Annotated in this window: 17 protein-coding genes; 7 read left to right on the top strand and 10 right to left on the bottom strand. The window is 57.7% G+C overall.

The features are described 5' to 3' along the window. Window positions 1-2: 2 nt before the first annotated feature. The 6 genes from ileS to QMZ18_RS16850 all read right to left on the bottom strand — a co-directional run bounded on the left by ileS (window position 3) and on the right by QMZ18_RS16850 (window position 6,861). A complete protein-coding gene (ileS, locus tag QMZ18_RS16875) occupies window positions 3-2,843 on the bottom strand; it encodes an isoleucine--tRNA ligase (protein ID WP_282607497.1) in 2,841 nt (946 codons plus the stop codon). Between the two features lie 73 nt (window positions 2,844-2,916). Beyond that, the gene (locus QMZ18_RS16870) at window positions 2,917-3,876 is read right to left on the bottom strand and encodes a bifunctional riboflavin kinase/FAD synthetase (protein WP_282607496.1); all 960 of its coding nucleotides are present in this window, start codon (window positions 3,874-3,876) and stop codon (window positions 2,917-2,919) included. Between the two features lie 338 nt (window positions 3,877-4,214). Further along, window positions 4,215-4,646, bottom strand: coding sequence for a MaoC family dehydratase (locus QMZ18_RS16865; RefSeq protein WP_282607495.1), 432 nt, complete (start codon window positions 4,644-4,646; stop codon window positions 4,215-4,217). Between the two features lie 352 nt (window positions 4,647-4,998). After that, entirely contained in the window at window positions 4,999-5,610 is a 612-nt protein-coding gene (locus QMZ18_RS16860; protein ID WP_282607494.1) for a HutD family protein, read from the bottom strand. A 23-nt stretch (window positions 5,611-5,633) separates the two neighbouring features. Further along, window positions 5,634-5,990 carry an arsenate reductase gene (locus QMZ18_RS16855; RefSeq protein WP_282607493.1) on the bottom strand — a complete coding sequence of 119 codons (357 nt, stop codon included), beginning with the start codon at window positions 5,988-5,990 and terminating at the stop codon, window positions 5,634-5,636. A gap of 82 nt (window positions 5,991-6,072) precedes the next feature. Next, window positions 6,073-6,861, bottom strand: a complete 789-nt coding sequence (locus QMZ18_RS16850) for an IclR family transcriptional regulator (protein ID WP_282607492.1) — start codon at window positions 6,859-6,861, stop codon at window positions 6,073-6,075. A 166-nt stretch (window positions 6,862-7,027) separates the two neighbouring features. Between QMZ18_RS16850 and QMZ18_RS16845 the strand changes: the two genes are divergently transcribed. The 4 genes from QMZ18_RS16845 (at window position 7,028) to QMZ18_RS16830 (ending at window position 10,020) form a co-directional block, all read left to right on the top strand. Then, window positions 7,028-7,747 (top strand): SDR family NAD(P)-dependent oxidoreductase, encoded by a 720-nt coding sequence (locus QMZ18_RS16845; protein ID WP_282607491.1) that lies wholly within the window; start codon window positions 7,028-7,030, stop codon window positions 7,745-7,747. Between the two features lie 67 nt (window positions 7,748-7,814). Further along, on the top strand, window positions 7,815-8,342 hold the full coding sequence (locus QMZ18_RS16840) for a 2,4'-dihydroxyacetophenone dioxygenase family protein (RefSeq protein WP_282607490.1): 528 nt from the start codon (window positions 7,815-7,817) through the stop codon (window positions 8,340-8,342). Window positions 8,343-8,355: 13 nt separating this feature from the next. After that, on the top strand, window positions 8,356-9,090 hold the full coding sequence (locus tag QMZ18_RS16835; RefSeq protein WP_282607489.1) for an SDR family NAD(P)-dependent oxidoreductase: 735 nt from the start codon (window positions 8,356-8,358) through the stop codon (window positions 9,088-9,090). Window positions 9,091-9,228: 138 nt separating this feature from the next. Then, on the top strand, window positions 9,229-10,020 hold the full coding sequence (locus QMZ18_RS16830) for a class I SAM-dependent methyltransferase (protein ID WP_282607488.1): 792 nt from the start codon (window positions 9,229-9,231) through the stop codon (window positions 10,018-10,020). A gap of 177 nt (window positions 10,021-10,197) precedes the next feature. Here QMZ18_RS16830 and QMZ18_RS16825 read toward each other — a convergent pair whose 3' ends face one another. Further along, the gene (locus tag QMZ18_RS16825) at window positions 10,198-11,112 is read right to left on the bottom strand and encodes an AraC family transcriptional regulator (protein WP_282607487.1); all 915 of its coding nucleotides are present in this window, start codon (window positions 11,110-11,112) and stop codon (window positions 10,198-10,200) included. 253 nt (window positions 11,113-11,365) lie between these two features. Here QMZ18_RS16825 and QMZ18_RS16820 point away from each other — a divergent pair, with 253 nt between their 5' ends. Beyond that, complete coding sequence (locus QMZ18_RS16820) at window positions 11,366-12,202, top strand: cysteine hydrolase (protein WP_282607486.1); 837 nt, start codon at window positions 11,366-11,368, stop codon at window positions 12,200-12,202. 196 nt (window positions 12,203-12,398) lie between these two features. On the opposite strand, the gene QMZ18_RS16815 is transcribed toward QMZ18_RS16820, so the two are convergent. Further along, window positions 12,399-12,704, bottom strand: coding sequence for a hypothetical protein (locus QMZ18_RS16815; protein ID WP_282607485.1), 306 nt, complete (start codon window positions 12,702-12,704; stop codon window positions 12,399-12,401). A 792-nt stretch (window positions 12,705-13,496) separates the two neighbouring features. Here QMZ18_RS16815 and QMZ18_RS16810 point away from each other — a divergent pair. Beyond that, the gene (locus QMZ18_RS16810; protein WP_282607484.1) at window positions 13,497-14,348 is read left to right on the top strand and encodes a THxN family PEP-CTERM protein; all 852 of its coding nucleotides are present in this window, start codon (window positions 13,497-13,499) and stop codon (window positions 14,346-14,348) included. 101 nt (window positions 14,349-14,449) lie between these two features. Here QMZ18_RS16810 and QMZ18_RS16805 read toward each other — a convergent pair whose 3' ends face one another. Further along, a complete protein-coding gene (locus QMZ18_RS16805; RefSeq protein ID WP_282607483.1) occupies window positions 14,450-14,890 on the bottom strand; it encodes a hypothetical protein in 441 nt (146 codons plus the stop codon). Further along, window positions 14,868-15,296: a hypothetical protein gene (locus QMZ18_RS16800; RefSeq protein WP_282607482.1), complete on the bottom strand. Its 429-nt coding sequence runs from the start codon at window positions 15,294-15,296 to the stop codon at window positions 14,868-14,870. The genes QMZ18_RS16805 and QMZ18_RS16800 overlap by 23 nt, the downstream gene beginning before the upstream one ends. Window positions 15,297-15,580: 284 nt before the next feature. Here QMZ18_RS16800 and QMZ18_RS16795 point away from each other — a divergent pair, with 284 nt between their 5' ends. Further along, a complete protein-coding gene (locus QMZ18_RS16795; protein WP_282607481.1) occupies window positions 15,581-16,636 on the top strand; it encodes an NAD regulator in 1,056 nt (351 codons plus the stop codon). Window positions 16,637-16,672 lie beyond the last annotated feature (36 nt).

Here is a 16,672-nt window from a genome sequence, read left to right as displayed (position 1 = left end):
TTTTATTGAGCTGCAGCGCCATAGTGCTGCACGGCATCGGCGCAGCGGCCACAGGTGCCCGGCGCCCCCTCAAATGTCCCGACTTCGGGAAGCGTTTTCCAGCAGCGCTCGCACTTCTCGCCTTCAGCCATCTCCACACTGACACCCACGCCGGACACCTCATCCAGAGTAAAGGCGCCATCCGCCGGCGTTCCTTCCACCAGAGTCAGGTCCGACGTGATGGCGACATCCATCATGTCGACGCCGCGTACGGCTTCCATCAGCTCCGGGCGGTCAATTGTCACGACGGGTTTTGCCTGAAGGCTGGATCCGATGCGCTTACCAGCGCGTTCCAGTTCAATCGCACCGGTCACCACGCGGCGGACCTCGCGAACCGCAGACCATTTCTGCGCCAGGGCCGCATCATGCCACTCGGCGGGAACCTCAGGGAACAGCCGCAAGTGAACACTTTCTTCCGGCCCGGTGCCGCGCGCCAACCAGGCTTCTTCGGCCGTAAAGCAGAGGATCGGCGCCAGCCAGGTCACCAGACAGTTAAAGGCTTGATCGATCACTGTCCGGCACGCCCGCCGCCGCAGGGCGTCCGAGCGGTCACAGTAGAGAGCGTCCTTGCGGATATCGAAGTAGAAGGCCGAGAGATCGACGGCGCAGAAATTATGCAGGTTCTTATAGATGTTATGGAAATCGAACTCAGTGCAGCCCTTGCGCACCACGACATCCAGTTCCTGTAGCCTATGCTGCACCCAGCGCTCCAGCTCCGGCATCTGTTCGGCCGGAAGGCGCTCTTCCTCTGAAAATCCTTCCAGCGCACCCAACATGAAGCGCAGGGTGTTGCGCAGGCGGCGATAGGCATCCACCTGATAGCGAAGGATCTTCGGACCGACCCGCAGATCTGCGGTGTAGTCGGACGCCACGACCCAGAGGCGGATGATGTCGGCACCGCTCTCGTTCATAACATCCTGCGGTTCGACGCCGTTCCCAAGGGACTTGGACATCTTGCGGCCCTTCTCGTCCAGCAGGAAGCCGTGAGTGAGGACCGCATCATAGGGCGCGCGGCCCCGGGTGCCTGAGGATTCCAGCAGCGACGACTGGAACCAGCCGCGATGCTGATCGGAGCCCTCCAGATAAAGCGATGCCGGCCATTGCAGCTCCGGCCGGGCTTCCAGCACGAAACTATGGGTACAGCCTGAATCGAACCAGACTTCGACCACGTCGGTGATCTGCTCGTAGTCCTCGATCTTGTAATCGTCACCCAGGAAACGCGAAGGATCGCTGTTGAACCAGGCGTCGCCGCCTTCCAGCGCAAAAGCCTCGGCCACGCGTTCGATAACGGCGGCATCGCGCAGCGGTTCTCCCGTCGCCTTTTCGACGAAGATCGGCAGCGGTACACCCCAAAGCCGCTGGCGGGACACACACCAGTCGGGACGGTCCGCCACCATCGACAGCAGCCGGGTACGGCCGGATGCCGGTACGAAGCTGGTGGATTCGATCGCCTCAACCGCATTCTTCTGCAGGTTGTTGGTGTCCATCGAAATGAACCACTGCGGCGTATTCCGGAAGATCAGGGGCGCCTTTGATCGCCAGGAATGCGGATAGCTGTGGCGCAGACTGCCCTTTGCGATCAGCGAGCCGGCCTCCATCAGAGCGCCGATCACCTTGCCGTTGGCGTCGCCTTCCTTGCCTTCACTTGTATAGACAACCGTGCCGGCGAAGAGCGGAACATGCGCGAAGAAGCTGCCGTCCGCATCGACGGTCTGTGGAATTTCCAGACCGTTCGCCTTGCCGAGCTCAAAGTCATCGGCACCGTGTCCCGGCGCAATGTGCACGAAACCGGTGCCTGCCTCTGTCGTGACGAAGTCGCCGTTGAGAACCGGCGCACCGGCATCGTAACCGGCAGCAGCCAGCGGATGATCGCAGCGCAACCCCAGGAGTTCGGAGCCGACGCCCTGCCAGAAGACTTCGTGCTCGGTGATCTCGCACTTTTCGGCAAAAGCGTCATAAAGTTCTTTGGCCAGCAGCAGTTTCTCGCCAACCTTGGCGCGGCTGTTCTCGCCGACAGCCTTGACCTCGATGCCGATGTAATCGAAATCCGGTCCACAGGCGACCGCGCGGTTGCCGGGGATCGTCCAGGGGGTCGTGGTCCAGATCACCACGGCGGCGCCCTTCAGGACATCGGGGCCTTCTACGACCGGGAAACGGACCCAGATAGTCGGCGACTTGTGATCGTGATACTCGACCTCGGCGTCCGCGAGAGCGGTTTTCTCGACCACGGACCAGAGCACCGGTTTGGCACCGGCATAGAGGCCGCCATTCAGCAAAAACTTGCCGATCTCGCGCACGATCCGGGCTTCGGCATCGAAGCTCATGGTCGTGTAGGGGCGTTCCCAGTCCCCTTCGACCCCGAGGCGTTTAAACTCCTCGGTCTGAATCTTGACCCATTTTTCGGCGAATTCCCGGCATTCGCGGCGGAACTCGACGACCGGAACCTCGTCCTTGTCCTGCCCCCGCGCCCGATAGCCTTCCTCGATCTTCCATTCGATCGGCAGTCCGTGACAGTCCCAACCCGGGACGTAGTGCGCGTCCTTACCCAACATTTGTTGAGAACGGTTGACCACGTCCTTCAGCACTTTATTGAGCGCATGCCCCATGTGCAGGTGACCGTTGGCATAGGGTGGCCCGTCGTGAAGAATGAACTTCTCGCGGCCTTTCGAGTCCTCGCGCAGCCGCTTGAAGAGGCCGATTTCCTCCCAGCGCGCAAGAATTTCAGGCTCACGCTGCGGCAAGCCGGCGCGCATCGGGAAATCCGTGCGCGGAAGAAATACAGTTGATTTGTAGTCAACGCTCATCGCGAGACTCTTCCATGTTGCATCATCGAAATTAACCTGCCTGCTCGGGCGGCAAACCGGGCTTTTCCAGGATTTAAGCTGGATAAACCGCCAGAATGCGGCGCGCCTGTTCGCAGTCGGAGGTGATTTGTGCCTTTAAACTGTCCAGGCCGTCAAACTTCTTTTCCCCGCGCAGAAATTCGATGAGCTGAACCCGCAGGAAGCGCCCGTAGAGATCTTCGTCAAAATCGAAGAGATGAACCTCGAGTTGGACCCTGCTGCCCTCGACCGTCGGCCGCCGCCCAAGGTTCGCGACCCCATCGACCCAGTTGTATATACCACTTCCGTCGTCCCCGCCCTTCATGCCGGCCCGGACGGCGTAGACGCCCAGGTTGGGGTGCATATAGGCCTCCATGGAAAGGTTCGCGGTCGGCACGCCGATCGTCCGCCCCCGCTTGTCGCCATGCAGAACCATACCGTCGACTTCCCAGGGTCGGCCAAGCAAGGCCGCAGCCCCCGAAAGATCACCTGCCAGAAGGCATTCGCGGATCCGGGACGAAGAATAAACCTGCTGATCGCCGGTCTTGACCGCCTCGGTCACGGTGACTCCAAAGCCGAGATCGGCGCCGCGCCGGGTCAGCAAAGCCGCATCACCACCGCGTTTATGACCAAAACAGAAATCCCAACCGACCACGATATGGCGCGCGCCCAAGTCGCTCTGCAGCACGCCGGTCATAAAATCCTCGGCGCTGCGTTTCGAGAAATCCGGGGTAAAATCCAACACGAAGACATGATCGACCCCGACGGATTTTAGGGCCTCGACCTTGGCCGGCAAGGGGGTGAGGCGAAAAGTCGGCAAGTCCGGTTTGAAGACAGAGCGCGGGTGCGGCTCGAAGGTCAGAACGGCAAGCGACGTGTCCAGCCGATCGGCAATCGCCCGCGCCTGCGCCAAAACCGCCTGATGTCCCAGATGCACGCCGTCAAAGTTCCCGATCGCGACAACCGCACCACGAGCCTCTGCCGGAACACTGCTGGAACTGTGAAATATCGTCATTCGCCTTGCCCGCCTCCGGTTACCGCCCCGGATTGCCATAAACCCACCGAAACCGCCACTGATTTAGCCGAACGGATCTAGATTTAACCCTGATCCGTCCGAAGATTCGCCGATCACCGCGAACCTCCGGCCGACCATAGCGCGGCGAAAGGGGCTTTGGGTAGGCAGCTCTTCCTTGGAGAAAGCTTGAAGGCGAACCAGGCTCTGGGGACAAGACCCTCGGGTCCTCCCTAGAGGCGAACTCCCCTTAACCGCTAGGGAAAGCCAGATTGGCGCAAAGTACTGGCCGCTATTGCTGCAGACAGACCCTAACTTGAATTCGGATATTAGGCGGCGCGCTACGCCGCCTTGCGGCTCACCATCAGCATGGCATCGCCGTCAATAACGACCTTGTCGCCGACACTGCAGACCGTATCGAAGACGACGCGGTTTTTTTCGCCGATGATTTCACGAATGGTCACTCGTGCCGTGACCGTATCGCCTGATTTGACCGCAGCTTTGAAGCGCAGGTTTTGGCTCATGTATATACAACCGGGCCCGGGAAGCTTGGTGCCGAAAACCGTGGACACGAAACTCGCCGACAACATCCCATGGGCGATACGATCACCGAACATGGTCTGCGTGGCAAAACTCTCGTCCAGATGTACAGGATTGGTGTCTCCGGAAACCCCTGCAAACATCACAATATCAGCGTCAGTCACCGTTTTCGCGAACACCGCCGTCATGCCGACGGTCAGATCTTCCATGTAGTAGCCGTGCTTCTCGAGCATAGTCTCATCCACCGTTCTGGCAGCTTCCGCTGCACCCTCACAAAAAACGAAAGATTATTATCAAAATCTTTTATGTAGTGTAATTTTCGAAACACAATCTAGTACAAGACGTAACAAGGCTGCAACAAGCTTTTCGCACCTGCACAATTATTTTGCGATAAACTAAATTACCGAACGGTCAGTCACAAATTGCCGACGCGCGAAACACTTGATACTGATGCCTGACCGGCAAGAAAGATACGGGTAAGGCCTGGAGCGCGCTTAACTGCAGGCCACAGGCCTCATTGCACCAGTATATTAGCGCTGACGATCCATTAAACAGGCTTGGTCGGGCTCTGTACTTCCTACAGCTTCAGCCATTCAAGCCAGCGATTTCAATAAGAACAAACCGGCAGGGTTCTCTGCCCGCACATCTCAGTTCAAATAGACTGTTGGACGTACTGCATTGCAACAAAGCGTCCATTGCGCCCAGTTCATACCTGCGGCCTTCGACCCTATCAGACACCTGCACCGTCGTTTCTTCCAAGGACAAGATCAGCAGAGCCGTTGCCGAACCTGACAGCGTCATGCCGGCCGGATTGGACTCGCACAAGCGTACGGAGCCACGCAGCCTGTGCCGCGCGAACATCAGGTTCAGGTTCTTGACCGGACCGTCACTCAGACGCCCTGTCAGAGTGCGTTCCCCGGGGAAATAGGTCGGTGCGTGAGGCACTACACGATCGCAGGTTCCCGCTGGGCGCGCATCAAGCTCAAGCCCCTTGCCCTCAACGACAGTGAGAATACGGCCGAAACCGGGAAAGGCGGAAAAGCCGGCGTCTTCGCTCATGCTCGCAAGGCTGACCCGCCAGTCAAAGTCGCCCACCGCCAGATCCGTATCTGCCGGAAAAACCGCGATTTCAGCGGTTTCACCGTGGCCGGATCTCCAGGGCGTGGTCTTCCAGTCAGACGGTCGGATCAGTTTCATCGGACGATTGAACCCGAGGTGCGTTAATCGGCAGTGAGTTCATCCAGACGCGCCTTCGCGGCGGCATCAAAGCCGACAACCACCTCACCGGCCAACTCAAAGACCGGGCGCTTGATCAGCGTGGGATTGTCCAGCAACAGGCGCTTTATTTTTAGCTCGTCGAGGTTCTCGCGCTCGGCTTCCGGCAGCTTGCGCCACGTGGTGCCACGCCGATTCAGAAGTTTTTCCCATCCGGCGGCGTCCAGCCACTGGACTACGGATTCTTCGCGCAATCCATCGACACGCAGGTCGTGAAAGCTATGCTCACGCCCTTGCTCCTTGAGCGCCTTCAAGGCGTTTCGACAGGTATCGCAATTCTTGATGCCGTAGACAGTGATCATTTCTCAGACCTTGCAGGTGGTTGGATTCGCGTGGCTAAGCGTCTTGATGAACGCGGGAGCATTCCGTAAGTGCTCCGAAGATTCAAGATCCCATTCGAACGTCACCAAGTAGATCTGAATAACCTAACCGTGCCGAAATCTCGGCTGTATGGCGCAACAACGCCCGCCAATAAAAACGACGATCATCGCGCAGGCGGAAGAGAGGGACTGAAACGCTCACCGCAGCGACCGGCCCACCGGAAACATCCCTGATAGCCGCCCCGAAACAAACGATATCCTTTTCGTTCTCCTGATCGTCGTAGGCATAGCCCAATTCATCTGCCCTGATCATGAAACGCTTTAGACGATCACGATCGGTGTTCGTTTGATCCGTCACCGCATCAAGCGGGAGCCGATCCAGAAGGGCAAGGGCGTCTTCATGCGGCATTGCGGAAAGATAGGCTTTGCCGACCGAGCTGGAATGAAACGGAACCGGCGTTCCGATCGTTGATGCCATGCGCACGACTTCGCGGCTTTCGATCTTGTCGATGTAGATCATCTGCTCGCGGTTCCGGACCGCCAGATGCACCGTTTCACCGGTGTCGTCCCGAAGCATCTCTAGCGATGGACGGGCCAGACTTCGCAAATCCATCTGGGCAAGCGCCTTGTGCGCCAGTCCAACCAAACGGGCTCCGAGCCTATAGCGTTTATCGCTCGTCTGCTGGATCAGCCCTTCTGCTTCCAGAGACGCCAGAATGCGGTAGAGCGTCGGGCGCGTCAGATCGCACAGCTTCAGGAGGTCGGATACGGACGGCGAGTCCCGCTCGGAGATCAACTGCAGGACAGCGATGCTCCGTGAAAAACTCTGCGTCCCAAGAATTCTATTGTTCACCGTCAAGACTTCCATCCGCCGACGTACTGGAGCGATTCAATACAGTTTTCGAAAAAGGCAGGACTGTGCCGCCTGAACTCATTGACAAAAGGCAGGCATTCTTTCAACTTATCATAAATTAGACGTATGTCCATATATTGGACAATTTGAACAACAAAAGCACAGCATGTCCAGCAACGATCACAAGCTTCAGAAACGCCGCACAGCATTTGTCACCGGTGGGACCAGCGGAATCGGTCTGGCGCTGGCGCAAGGTTTTGCACAGGCCGGCTACAAGGTTGCGGCAGCAGGTCTTGGTGACTTGCCCGACGGAACCGAGAGCATCACGTTTCACAGCCTCGATGTCTGCGACCAGAATTCGATAGAACAACTGATATCCGGTTGCGAACGGCTTGATGTCGTGATCAACGCGGCAGGGGTAATTCGCCGCGGCGAGGAACTTGATCCGGAGGTTTTCTCTTCGGTCGTCAACATCAACCTGAACGGTGCGATGCGGGTTTGCGCCGAATCCCGGACGAAACTTGCCGAGAGCCAAGGCTGCATCATCAACATCGCATCGATGCTTAGTTACTTTGGCGGTGGCCTGGTGCCCGGATATGCCGCGTCCAAAGGCGGTATTGCCCAGCTCACCAAGTCGCTCGCGATCGCCTATGCGAAGGACTCGATCCGGGTAAACGCCCTGGCCCCCGGCTGGATCGCCACGCCGCTCACTCACGACCTTCGAGGCGACGAAGAACGCAATGCCGCCATCATGGGACGCACGCCGATGGCGCGCTGGGGCAAGCCGGAAGAATTGATCGGACCCGCGCTGTTTCTGGCGGGTGATGCCGCATCCTACATTACCGGTACTTTGCTGAACGTTGATGGTGGCTACGCCGCAATGTGACCGTCCGGTCGGGAAAGAAAGTCCGCCCGCCCAAAAAAAAATCATTTTGAATAGAGAGACCGAACCCATGCCTCTTGCCGAAAAAGATGAAACAGCACGCATACCCTACCAATTGCCCATGCCGCCGGACGCCCTGCCCGAGATCATCGTTCCCGATGCAAATTCAGAGGACGAACGGCTTTGGGTAAAGCAGGCCGAGAACGTCTATTTCCGGCCGCTTTGCCTCAATGTGTCCCAGGGCTACTGGGTGACTTTACTGAAGGTCAGAAAATCCGGTGTACTGTCGCGCCACCGTCATGCCAACGCTGTACATGGTTTCGTCCTGAAAGGCCGCTGGCATTATCTTGAACACGACTGGGAGGCCCGGGAAGGCAGCTACGTCTACGAGCCGCCGGGTGAAACGCACACCCTGATCGTGCCCGACGATGTTGAAGAGATGATCACCTTTTTTCAGGTCAACGGCGTGATGTATTACGTCGACCCTTACGGCAAACATCTCGGATACGAAGACGTCTTCACCAAAATCGACATGTGCCGTGCGCACTATGAAGAGGTCGGTCTGGGCGCCGACTACGTTCAGCAGTTCATTCGTTAGACGGATGACGCAGATGCCAGACGTGAGCTACGGATTTGAAGGCCGTGTCGCAGTGGTCACCGGAGGTGCAAACGGCATCGGTGCCGCGATCGCCAGGAAACTCCATAACGCCGGTGCAACGGTGGTCGTGTGGGACCTGGAGGAACCTGAAGCCCTGGGCTTCGAACATGATTTCTACGATGTCGACGTCACGGATTTAACTGCAATAGAAACGGCCGTTGCCCAGACGCTTTCCCGTCATGGCCGTATCGATTTCCTCAGCCACAATGCCGGTTTTTCAGGCCCCACCGTCCCTGTGGCCGCCTACTCCGCAGACAAATGGCAGGCCGTAATCGACGTGAACCTGGTCGGGACCTTCAAGATCTGCCGCGCGGTCGTGCCTGTGATGCAAAATCAGGGCTTTGGACGGATTGTGAACATGGCCTCGCTCGCAGGAAAAGAAGGCACCCCCAACGCCTCCGCCTACAGCGCAGCCAAAGCGGGCGTGATGGCGTTCACAAAATCACTGGGTAAGGAGCTTGCGGGCACCGATATTCGGGTCAACTGCATTGCCCCGGCAGCCATTCGTACAGCGATCCTGGATCAAATGACTCCGGAACATGTGCAGACCATGATCGACAAATCGCCGATGAAACGGCTTGGAGAATCCGACGAAGCCGCAGAGCTGGTGTTGTGGCTCTGCTCGACCGCCTGCAGTTTTAATAGCGGTGCCGTATTCGATCTGTCAGGCGGCCGGGCCACATATTAGACTCAGGTCTTCAGCCATTGGACCCGCTTGTAAAACCAAGCACCAAACCCACATTCAACAATCAGTAACTAGGCCGCCACAAAACCAGCACTGGACTTTTGCACCCGAAGCATGATTCAACTTAAGACATTGGATACAATGCGATTCGCAGCTCGGAATTTGCAGCACTGGGCCATTGATTTGTTTCTACAACGACTAAAATTTCCGCAAACCTTCGCCGCCGTACGCGACTTCGCCGGCCTCGAAGCCCGTCATCAAGATGGAACGCAAAGCGATATGAAACGGAGCCGCAACAAGGCGAACTGGGTGTTCTTTCGACAATGGTTGCGCAACCCCTTTGCAATCGGCGCGGTCATGCCGAGCGGTCGTGAATTGGCAAGGGCCATGGCGAAAGCCAGCGACAGCGAATCCGGCCGTCTCGTCATCGAACTAGGCGGCGGGACCGGGAGCATCACACAGGCCCTGTTGGACAGCGGTCTTCCTCCTGAGCAGCTCGTTGTCATCGAACGCGACCGTCGGCTTTACCGGGTACTGGCGGCACGCTTTCCGCAAGTGCGGATTCTCAATATGGACGCCGTGAAAGCACTGAAAACACTTGGCGTTGAATATCGTGGCGATGTGGGCTCAATTGTCTCCGGTCTGCCGCTGCTCTCGATGCCACCCGAGTTTCAGGAAACGCTATTAGAAGAAAGCTTCCGGTTGGTTGGCCGGGACGGCGACTTCATTCAGTTTACCTATGGACCGGTATCACCGGTCTCGCAAAGACGGCTTGCAGCATTGGGATTGCGTGCACAAAAAGTTTCGCGCGCGCGCCTGAATATTCCGCCAGCATCCGTCTGGCGCTTTCTCCGCACAAGCGATTGGCTGCGCGCTTCGAGAGAAGCCGCCCAGCAAAAACGCAACGGAAACCGGGAAGCCACTGCGGCCTAGAACGGGTCATGTTTTCTGGGAACCACAACTTGGTTTCGTCAAAACATGCGAATCCGCCACAACTCATATGGTCGGAGTCGGTTCACCGGGCCGACGGGATCACCCGGAGTGATTGCGCCTAATCCGGAACTCCTCTCGTGCGGTGAAACGCAGAAGCGTCTGAATGAACCGCCAGCGCTACAACTCGCCATCAGATTGCTGTTGCAAGCGATAGTCCGCCGGCGACAACCCGAACGCATCCCGGAAAGCCCGGCTGAAATAGCTTCGGCTGTCATAACCGACCTGTTCCGCCACCGTCTTGACCGGAATGTCCGAATTTGTCAGCAGCTGCGCGGCCTGCACCAGGCGCAGTTCGCGCACCAGATCCATCGGGCCACGGCCGAAGGTGTTTTTGAAACGTTCGGCGAAACTCGAACGGCTCATTCCGGCGCGCTCCGCCAATGCATCGAGCGAATGGGCGGCTTCGGGGTTGCCGAAGATATAGCCGGTCGCCGCCCATAGGCGCTCGTCCTGAGCCGCCGCCATCCAGGGAATGTGACATTGCCCGCCGACACAATGCTCGCGCAGGAGCATGATGAGCAGCTGTTGCATCAAGGCCCTGATCAGCGCACGGCTGCCGGGCCTGGGAGACGCAAATTCATTGAGAATCTGGGTGAGCGCATGACCTAACCCCTCATTATGCGCGAGATCGGTCACAATCGGTTCATGCAGATAATTAAAGACGCCCTCAACATCCCGGTAACTCGCCCGGATCCTGCCGCAGGTCACCAGGACTCCCTCTTCGCCATCACCCGCGCTCCGGTGCGCCCAACCCGGTTCCAACGGCATGCAATGCGGTAGTACGGCCCCGCCCTGTCCGCCGGCACGTAGTCGGTGCGGTACCGCAGGCGGAATAATGACGACCGTGCCCGCCTTTGCCGAGATATCCGGCCAGGCGGCGACACGAAACGCACCTGTGCCGGCGATCACATAATGGAGTGTCGCCCGATCCTGGCAACCGACCTCGAGTCTGCCTTCGCCGCGCACTTCACAAAGCGCAAAAGGCTCGACGTCCACGACCAGCCCGTCAAGTACGCGATCCAGACTCAACACCCTGACGCCCCCTTTTTTCTCAGCCCCAACTCCGAATGGCTATTCCAAGAGTCCAACCCCCCGAGGGCTAATCCTCAAAGATCGCGCCCCCGGGCGACGCCATCTTGCGTCACACGCCACGCCCCACTCTACGATCAAGCAGATTGAGACTGCATTCAAGCCGGCTTGGACGATCGGGCACAGCTTAGCGACCAAAAGGCACCTGGCAGTCATTAGCTTTGAGGTATCACTTTCACCAAGAGGAGGACACCCAATGTCATGCTGCGATCATCACTCGGACGAGGAAAAAAAACTCGGCCGCCGGGACATGCTGAAAGCAAGCGCCGTAGCCGCGACTGCAGTCGCCGCGTCCGCCGGCTTCGCAACCGCAGCCCAGGCCGGCGATAAAAGCGCTTATGCCGATCCGGCAGAAGGCGCGCTGCCCGCAACCGATGTTGCCATCTCCCTGAACGACACGGCACTGGTGGTCATTGATCCTCAGATCGACTTCCTGAGTCCGAAGGGCGTGACCTGGAAGGTCGTGGGGGAAAGCGTCACCGAGCACAACACGGTTCCCAATATCGGCCGCTTGTTCAAGGCTGCCAAAGACTCCGGCATGACGGTCGCGATCTCGCCGCACTATTACTATCCAACCGATCATGGCTGGAAGTTCGAAGGCCCACTGGAAAAGCTGATGCACTCGATCGGCATGTTTGACCGCAAAGGTCCGCTCGATCTGACCGATTTCGACGGCTCGGGCGCTGACTTCATGCCCGAGTTCAAGGAATACATCAACGACGGCAAGACCATTATCGCCAGCCCGCACAAAGTCTACGGACCAGAGGTCAACGACCTGAGCCTTCAATTACGAAAATCGGGTGTGAGCAAGGTCATCCTGGCGGGCATGTCGGCCAACCTCTGCGTCCAGGCGCATCTCTACGAACTGCTGGAACAGGGCTACGAAGTCGCCGTGGTCCGTGACGCGACCGCGGGCGCAAAGTTGCCGGAAGGCGACGGCTATCTCGCCGCGCTGATCAATTTCCGCTACGTCGCCAATGCACTTTGGTCGACCGATGACGCCGTTAAGCGGATCCAGAACGCCGGCGCCTAAATCCGGAACCTGAACGTTTCATTTTAACTGAAACAATCACGCCAGTAGCCAAGCGGAGGTAAGCCCACGCAGGCTAGCAACATAGAATTGATGGTAGAACTTGGGGGTGTGCGGTAGCGCACACCCTCCTTTTTGCCCGCAACATTTCCTTGGAAACACTGCATCGCGATGCGGCAAGCCATGAACAAGAACGCGCTCAGGCGTTGAGGGCCTGGCCATGCTGCTGTTCCGGCTGGACCGAAATCTGGTCCTTATTGGTCGCTACGATCGATCTCGGAGAGTTGTTCAATCGGTCCCAATGGGCATGGGTCACACCCTGCGCCATCAGGGCGGCCTTCACTTCCCGCCAGATCTCGGGGGTAACTTGACCGTTGCCGCCGATCAATTCCGCCCAGTCGCCCCGGCGATTTATTGTGCATGAGAAGTCGTATTCATCGCCATGTTCGGCGAAGTTTCTTCCGGCTCTGATGACCCCGGTCACCCATTCAATCTCTGCTGCCATCTTCTACTCTGAGTCTCTCGAATTCATTTCTTGATCCCATGACGCCCTTTGCGCCGATCCAATGCTCCGGTCTCCACCCCGTCTCCCAACCGGAAAGGCCGGAGAGAACTCATACACTGCCATCTTGCCGTGGCTTCAGTACCCGAGCCGTCGAGAGTGTTTTCCAGAACGGGAAGTAGTTTGCATTGCGGTTATTAACCAAGGCTTTCCGCAGCAGTGGCAATCTTGTGTCAAGACGCTTCGCAGCCCTTAAATCCCGGCACGAAATTTCTATCAGATCAGCCGAATTCCGTCGGAAAGCGTAGGTTTCTTGAGGCAAATGAAACTCTATCCGGCCTGTAGCGCCTGACGCCCTTAAAATAACCGATCCCTGACACGAAACATATTTCTACAAACAAACACCACCACCGTGAATAATATATGACGCTTTATGTTCGCCTATATTGTGCAGAACCTAAGATTATTTATGTCATAGTAATGATATTTATGGTTCTTGTGTTAATTAACGGATATTCGATTCTGTTTATTGATTTTATCTCGGAATAAAAGCCTAATACTTCTTGAATTTACGCCAATACACTACAGCGGATCTTTCGATTGAAGATTTTCTGAACCTTTTGTGTTGGCCGCGCGACATAACCACGGGGCATTGAAGGCATAGGTTCATTTTAGCGCTCTGCGAAGGGGGGAAGATTCTTCGCCGTCTGCTGGTTTCCGAGGCCGTTTCATCGCCTCCCCTTGTCGAACTTTCGAGACAGGTCGGACACATCTCAAATGCTGCAAGGAGGCAGTATGTTTAATCTCGCGAAAAATTTCGCACCCCTGCGTAAAGGCAGACCTGCCAGAAACTGCCTGGGTGCGTTGGCAGCTGCGCTGCCTTTGGTCTTAATGACGATCCCAGGCGCCGACGCGGCCCTTATTACCGAATGGAACTACCGCGTGGATTCGGCGTTTACCGACTTTTCACCTGCAGGCGTCGTCCCTTCGGCGGGAAATCCCGAGCTTGCAAACAGTCCGACCGTCCTGTCCTGGGGTGATGGATCGGTCGGACCGTCATCGCTTTCGGTTGACCCTTCGATCACCGATCCACCCAACGTGGTGACCAACGGCGGGTCGGTCAACGGGGCAAGTCTGGTCCATCAGAATAATCCGATTTCCGGTGTCACCTTAACCTCCGCCACTTTGTTCTCGCAGATCACACTAACCTCGTTCCTGCCCGATAATTCGACGGTGGAAATCAGATCGCGGGAGTTTGACATCAGCTTCTTCGAATCCGGCAACACCGGCGATTGCGGCTTTGTCTCGACATCTTCCTGTGACGACATTTTCATCGTCAATAATCCGGAGGCGCTGGTGCAGGTCTTCCAGATCGAAGACTTCATCTACACGCTGACCATCGACGGCGAAGGCCTGGGCCAGCTCGCGGACGATGCCTGTCTGACCGCGGGCGCAGCAATAGGCTGCGTCGGCTTCCTGACTCTCGAAGGCCTGACCAATACGCTGCAAACCACCTTTTCCATCACGGCCCAAGCGGTGGGTGTCGCAGAGCCTGCGACCCTGGCCCTTTTCGGCTTTTCACTGGCTGGCCTGGGTTTCGCCACCAGGCATGGCAGAAAATCCGTATCCACGAAAGCCACTCTATAACAGCGCAACGTGGATAGAGTGCCCCTTGACGGCGGTTCCTGACGGAACCGCCGTTTTTTTTTGCCGCAGGCGCTGACCACACTCGATCGTGTCGTCCCGCTTTACTGGACGGGTGACGGCCCGAGTTGAGCGTCAACCGGCAATGGGCTCTTGAGGCAAGTCTTCAATCGGGACAAAGCACCCAACTTATCGAGACGCGCCTGCATCTCATCCAATCGCGCCTTTTCCTCTTCTTTTCTGTCGATTGCCAAAGCCGCGGGAGGGAAAAGGACACCGGACAGATATCCAGCCGTCTGTTCCTCTTTCCGCGTGCTGGTAATCTGGCGCTCGAGAACGCCATAGCGGTTATTGATGCCAGCTTTTTCCGCCGCAATCTCTCCGCAGGTCGCTTTGAGGTCGGCCTGATCGAAATCCGCCTCCGAAAGCTCTGCCTGTGGATTTACCGAAGCATAGTCCGCCGGCAGTTCGGGCGCAGATCGCGCGCAGGCCGCCAAGCCCAGGCACGCGATCACGGCGACCTTACTCTTCAAACGCAATAGCACGACCATTTCCGTCCAACGAGCCCCAGCTAGCAAGTCCCACGCCCACAGTGCCGTAGCGCACCAGGATTACGGCGTCGGCCCCAAGCTCCGCGGCTTCTTCACGCAACTCTTCATCGACCAGGGCAGGCGTTGGGTCGGGATGGAACAGGGTGGTCTTGTTGACCGTTACATTGATGTCTCCAAGGACACGGTAAGGCCGGTCCTCGATATCATCCTTGGTCACCAGAATGTCTGCCGGATTTGTTTTCTCGGCTGGCGCCGCCTTAGCTTCTGCCTTTGTCCCTGAATCTTTAGCTGTTGTACCGGCAGCTTCCGGTGCTGGCTCAACCTTTGCCGTCGACCAGGTGGAACAGCCAGACACTGCGAGTGCAGCTACGATAACAAGTACATGGTGAATTTTAAGCATAGTTCCTCATTGATGGTGTCAGTTGATTGAAGGTGAAATTTACGCCGAATGTAATTCTCACTAGGGGTGTAACACACAAGCTACTTCATTTCCGTTTAAAAGTCATAGACCATACTTCTATACGTTGTTTTTTACTGCAATTTTGAGCGACAGGAGGAAAGAGGAATTGAAAGCACCAAAATCCTCCACTTGAGATTGGCGCCCACAACGGACATTCCCTATGATCGGCTCTTCGAGGCGGACAAGGCTGGAACTGGCCGCGGACTGGGGAGCACAGGCGCAGAGTGACGGAAACGCAGGACATCGTTGTCGGTCTGACGGCCGTGGTTCTTGCCGTTACGGACGAAGTTCCACGGGTCCTTGTTGTCCGGCGGCTCAGCCACCCCCTGTCGACCCCGGCGCAGCGCGGCTCTGAAAGTTCGCAGGTCGACAGCCCGGATACCCTGCCCTTTGGCCCGTTCGATCCGACGCGCCACCGCACGCTTGAGCTCGGTCTGCGGCATTGGGTTGAGGAGCAAACCGGACTGGACCTTCGCTATGTGGAGCAGCTCTATACCTTCGGTGATCAATACCGGGATCTGCCGGAGTTGCAGGGCGGCCCACGCGTTGTATCGATCGCCTATCTGGCGCTGACCCACGAATCCGACGTGGCAGGCAGTGGCGAGGCCGACTGGCAGGACTGGTACCGCTTTCTCCCTTGGGAAGACTGCCGCGACGGCACGCCAAAGGTGGTCGAAAAGGTGATCCGCCCGGCTCTGCGGCGCTGGATCCGGCAAGCCGGGGACCGATCTCAACGCAGTCAGCGTGAGGAGCGCGTTTCCGTCTGCTTCGGGTTGAAGGCGCCCGCCGAGCTCGACCGCATTCGCACGCTTGAGCGCTATGAGTTGCTCTATGAAGTCGGGCTGGTGCTCGAGGCTCACCGGGATCACCAACAATTGCAGCTGCTGAATGGCAGCGACGACATCCCACCGGATCCAGAGTTAGTGGAGACCGCGCGGCAGCTCAGTCCGCCCCTGGCGCTCGACAACCGCCGCATCCTGGCAACTGCGCTCAGCCGGATCCGCGGAAAGCTCGCCTATCGGCCCGTGGTCTTTGAACTGCTGCCCAAGGACTTCACACTTCTGCAGCTGCAGCGTGTGGTCGAAGCCCTGGCGGGCGTGCGCCTGCATAAACAGAATTTCCGCCGGATGCTCTTTACCGGCGAATTGGTCGAACCGACGGGGCGCCGGGATGCCAGCGGCCGCGGCCGGCCCGCAGAGCTCTATCGCTTCCGCCGCGAGGTCATGCGTGAACGCTCTGCGGTCGGCGTCGGCCTTCCCAACCTGCGCGCCGCCGAATAAGCCTCTGGTCGCAACGTCTCGGCATCACGGTGCCGA

It is taken from the genome of Pelagibius sp. Alg239-R121, from assembly GCF_947331435.1.
Classification (GTDB): Bacteria; Pseudomonadota; Alphaproteobacteria; order Kiloniellales; family Kiloniellaceae; genus Denitrobaculum.
The sequence above is the reverse complement of the archived record's forward strand: the minus strand, read 5'-3'. Positions and strand labels throughout refer to the sequence as shown.

Coding starts and splice junctions, on each gene's coding strand:
- ileS (WP_282607497.1), bottom strand. CDS start 2,843: ATGAGCGTTGACTACAAATCAACTGTATTTCTTCCGCGCACGGATTTC.
- QMZ18_RS16870 (WP_282607496.1), bottom strand. CDS start 3,876: ATGACGATATTTCACAGTTCCAGCAGTGTTCCGGCAGAGGCTCGTGGT.
- QMZ18_RS16865 (WP_282607495.1), bottom strand. CDS start 4,646: ATGCTCGAGAAGCACGGCTACTACATGGAAGATCTGACCGTCGGCATG.
- QMZ18_RS16860 (WP_282607494.1), bottom strand. CDS start 5,610: ATGAAACTGATCCGACCGTCTGACTGGAAGACCACGCCCTGGAGATCC.
- QMZ18_RS16855 (WP_282607493.1), bottom strand. CDS start 5,990: ATGATCACTGTCTACGGCATCAAGAATTGCGATACCTGTCGAAACGCC.
- QMZ18_RS16845 (WP_282607491.1), top strand. CDS start 7,028: ATGTCCAGCAACGATCACAAGCTTCAGAAACGCCGCACAGCATTTGTC.
- QMZ18_RS16840 (WP_282607490.1), top strand. CDS start 7,815: ATGCCTCTTGCCGAAAAAGATGAAACAGCACGCATACCCTACCAATTG.
- QMZ18_RS16835 (WP_282607489.1), top strand. CDS start 8,356: ATGCCAGACGTGAGCTACGGATTTGAAGGCCGTGTCGCAGTGGTCACC.
- QMZ18_RS16830 (WP_282607488.1), top strand. CDS start 9,229: ATGCGATTCGCAGCTCGGAATTTGCAGCACTGGGCCATTGATTTGTTT.
- QMZ18_RS16820 (WP_282607486.1), top strand. CDS start 11,366: ATGTCATGCTGCGATCATCACTCGGACGAGGAAAAAAAACTCGGCCGC.
- QMZ18_RS16815 (WP_282607485.1), bottom strand. CDS start 12,704: ATGGCAGCAGAGATTGAATGGGTGACCGGGGTCATCAGAGCCGGAAGA.
- QMZ18_RS16810 (WP_282607484.1), top strand. CDS start 13,497: ATGTTTAATCTCGCGAAAAATTTCGCACCCCTGCGTAAAGGCAGACCT.
- QMZ18_RS16800 (WP_282607482.1), bottom strand. CDS start 15,296: ATGCTTAAAATTCACCATGTACTTGTTATCGTAGCTGCACTCGCAGTG.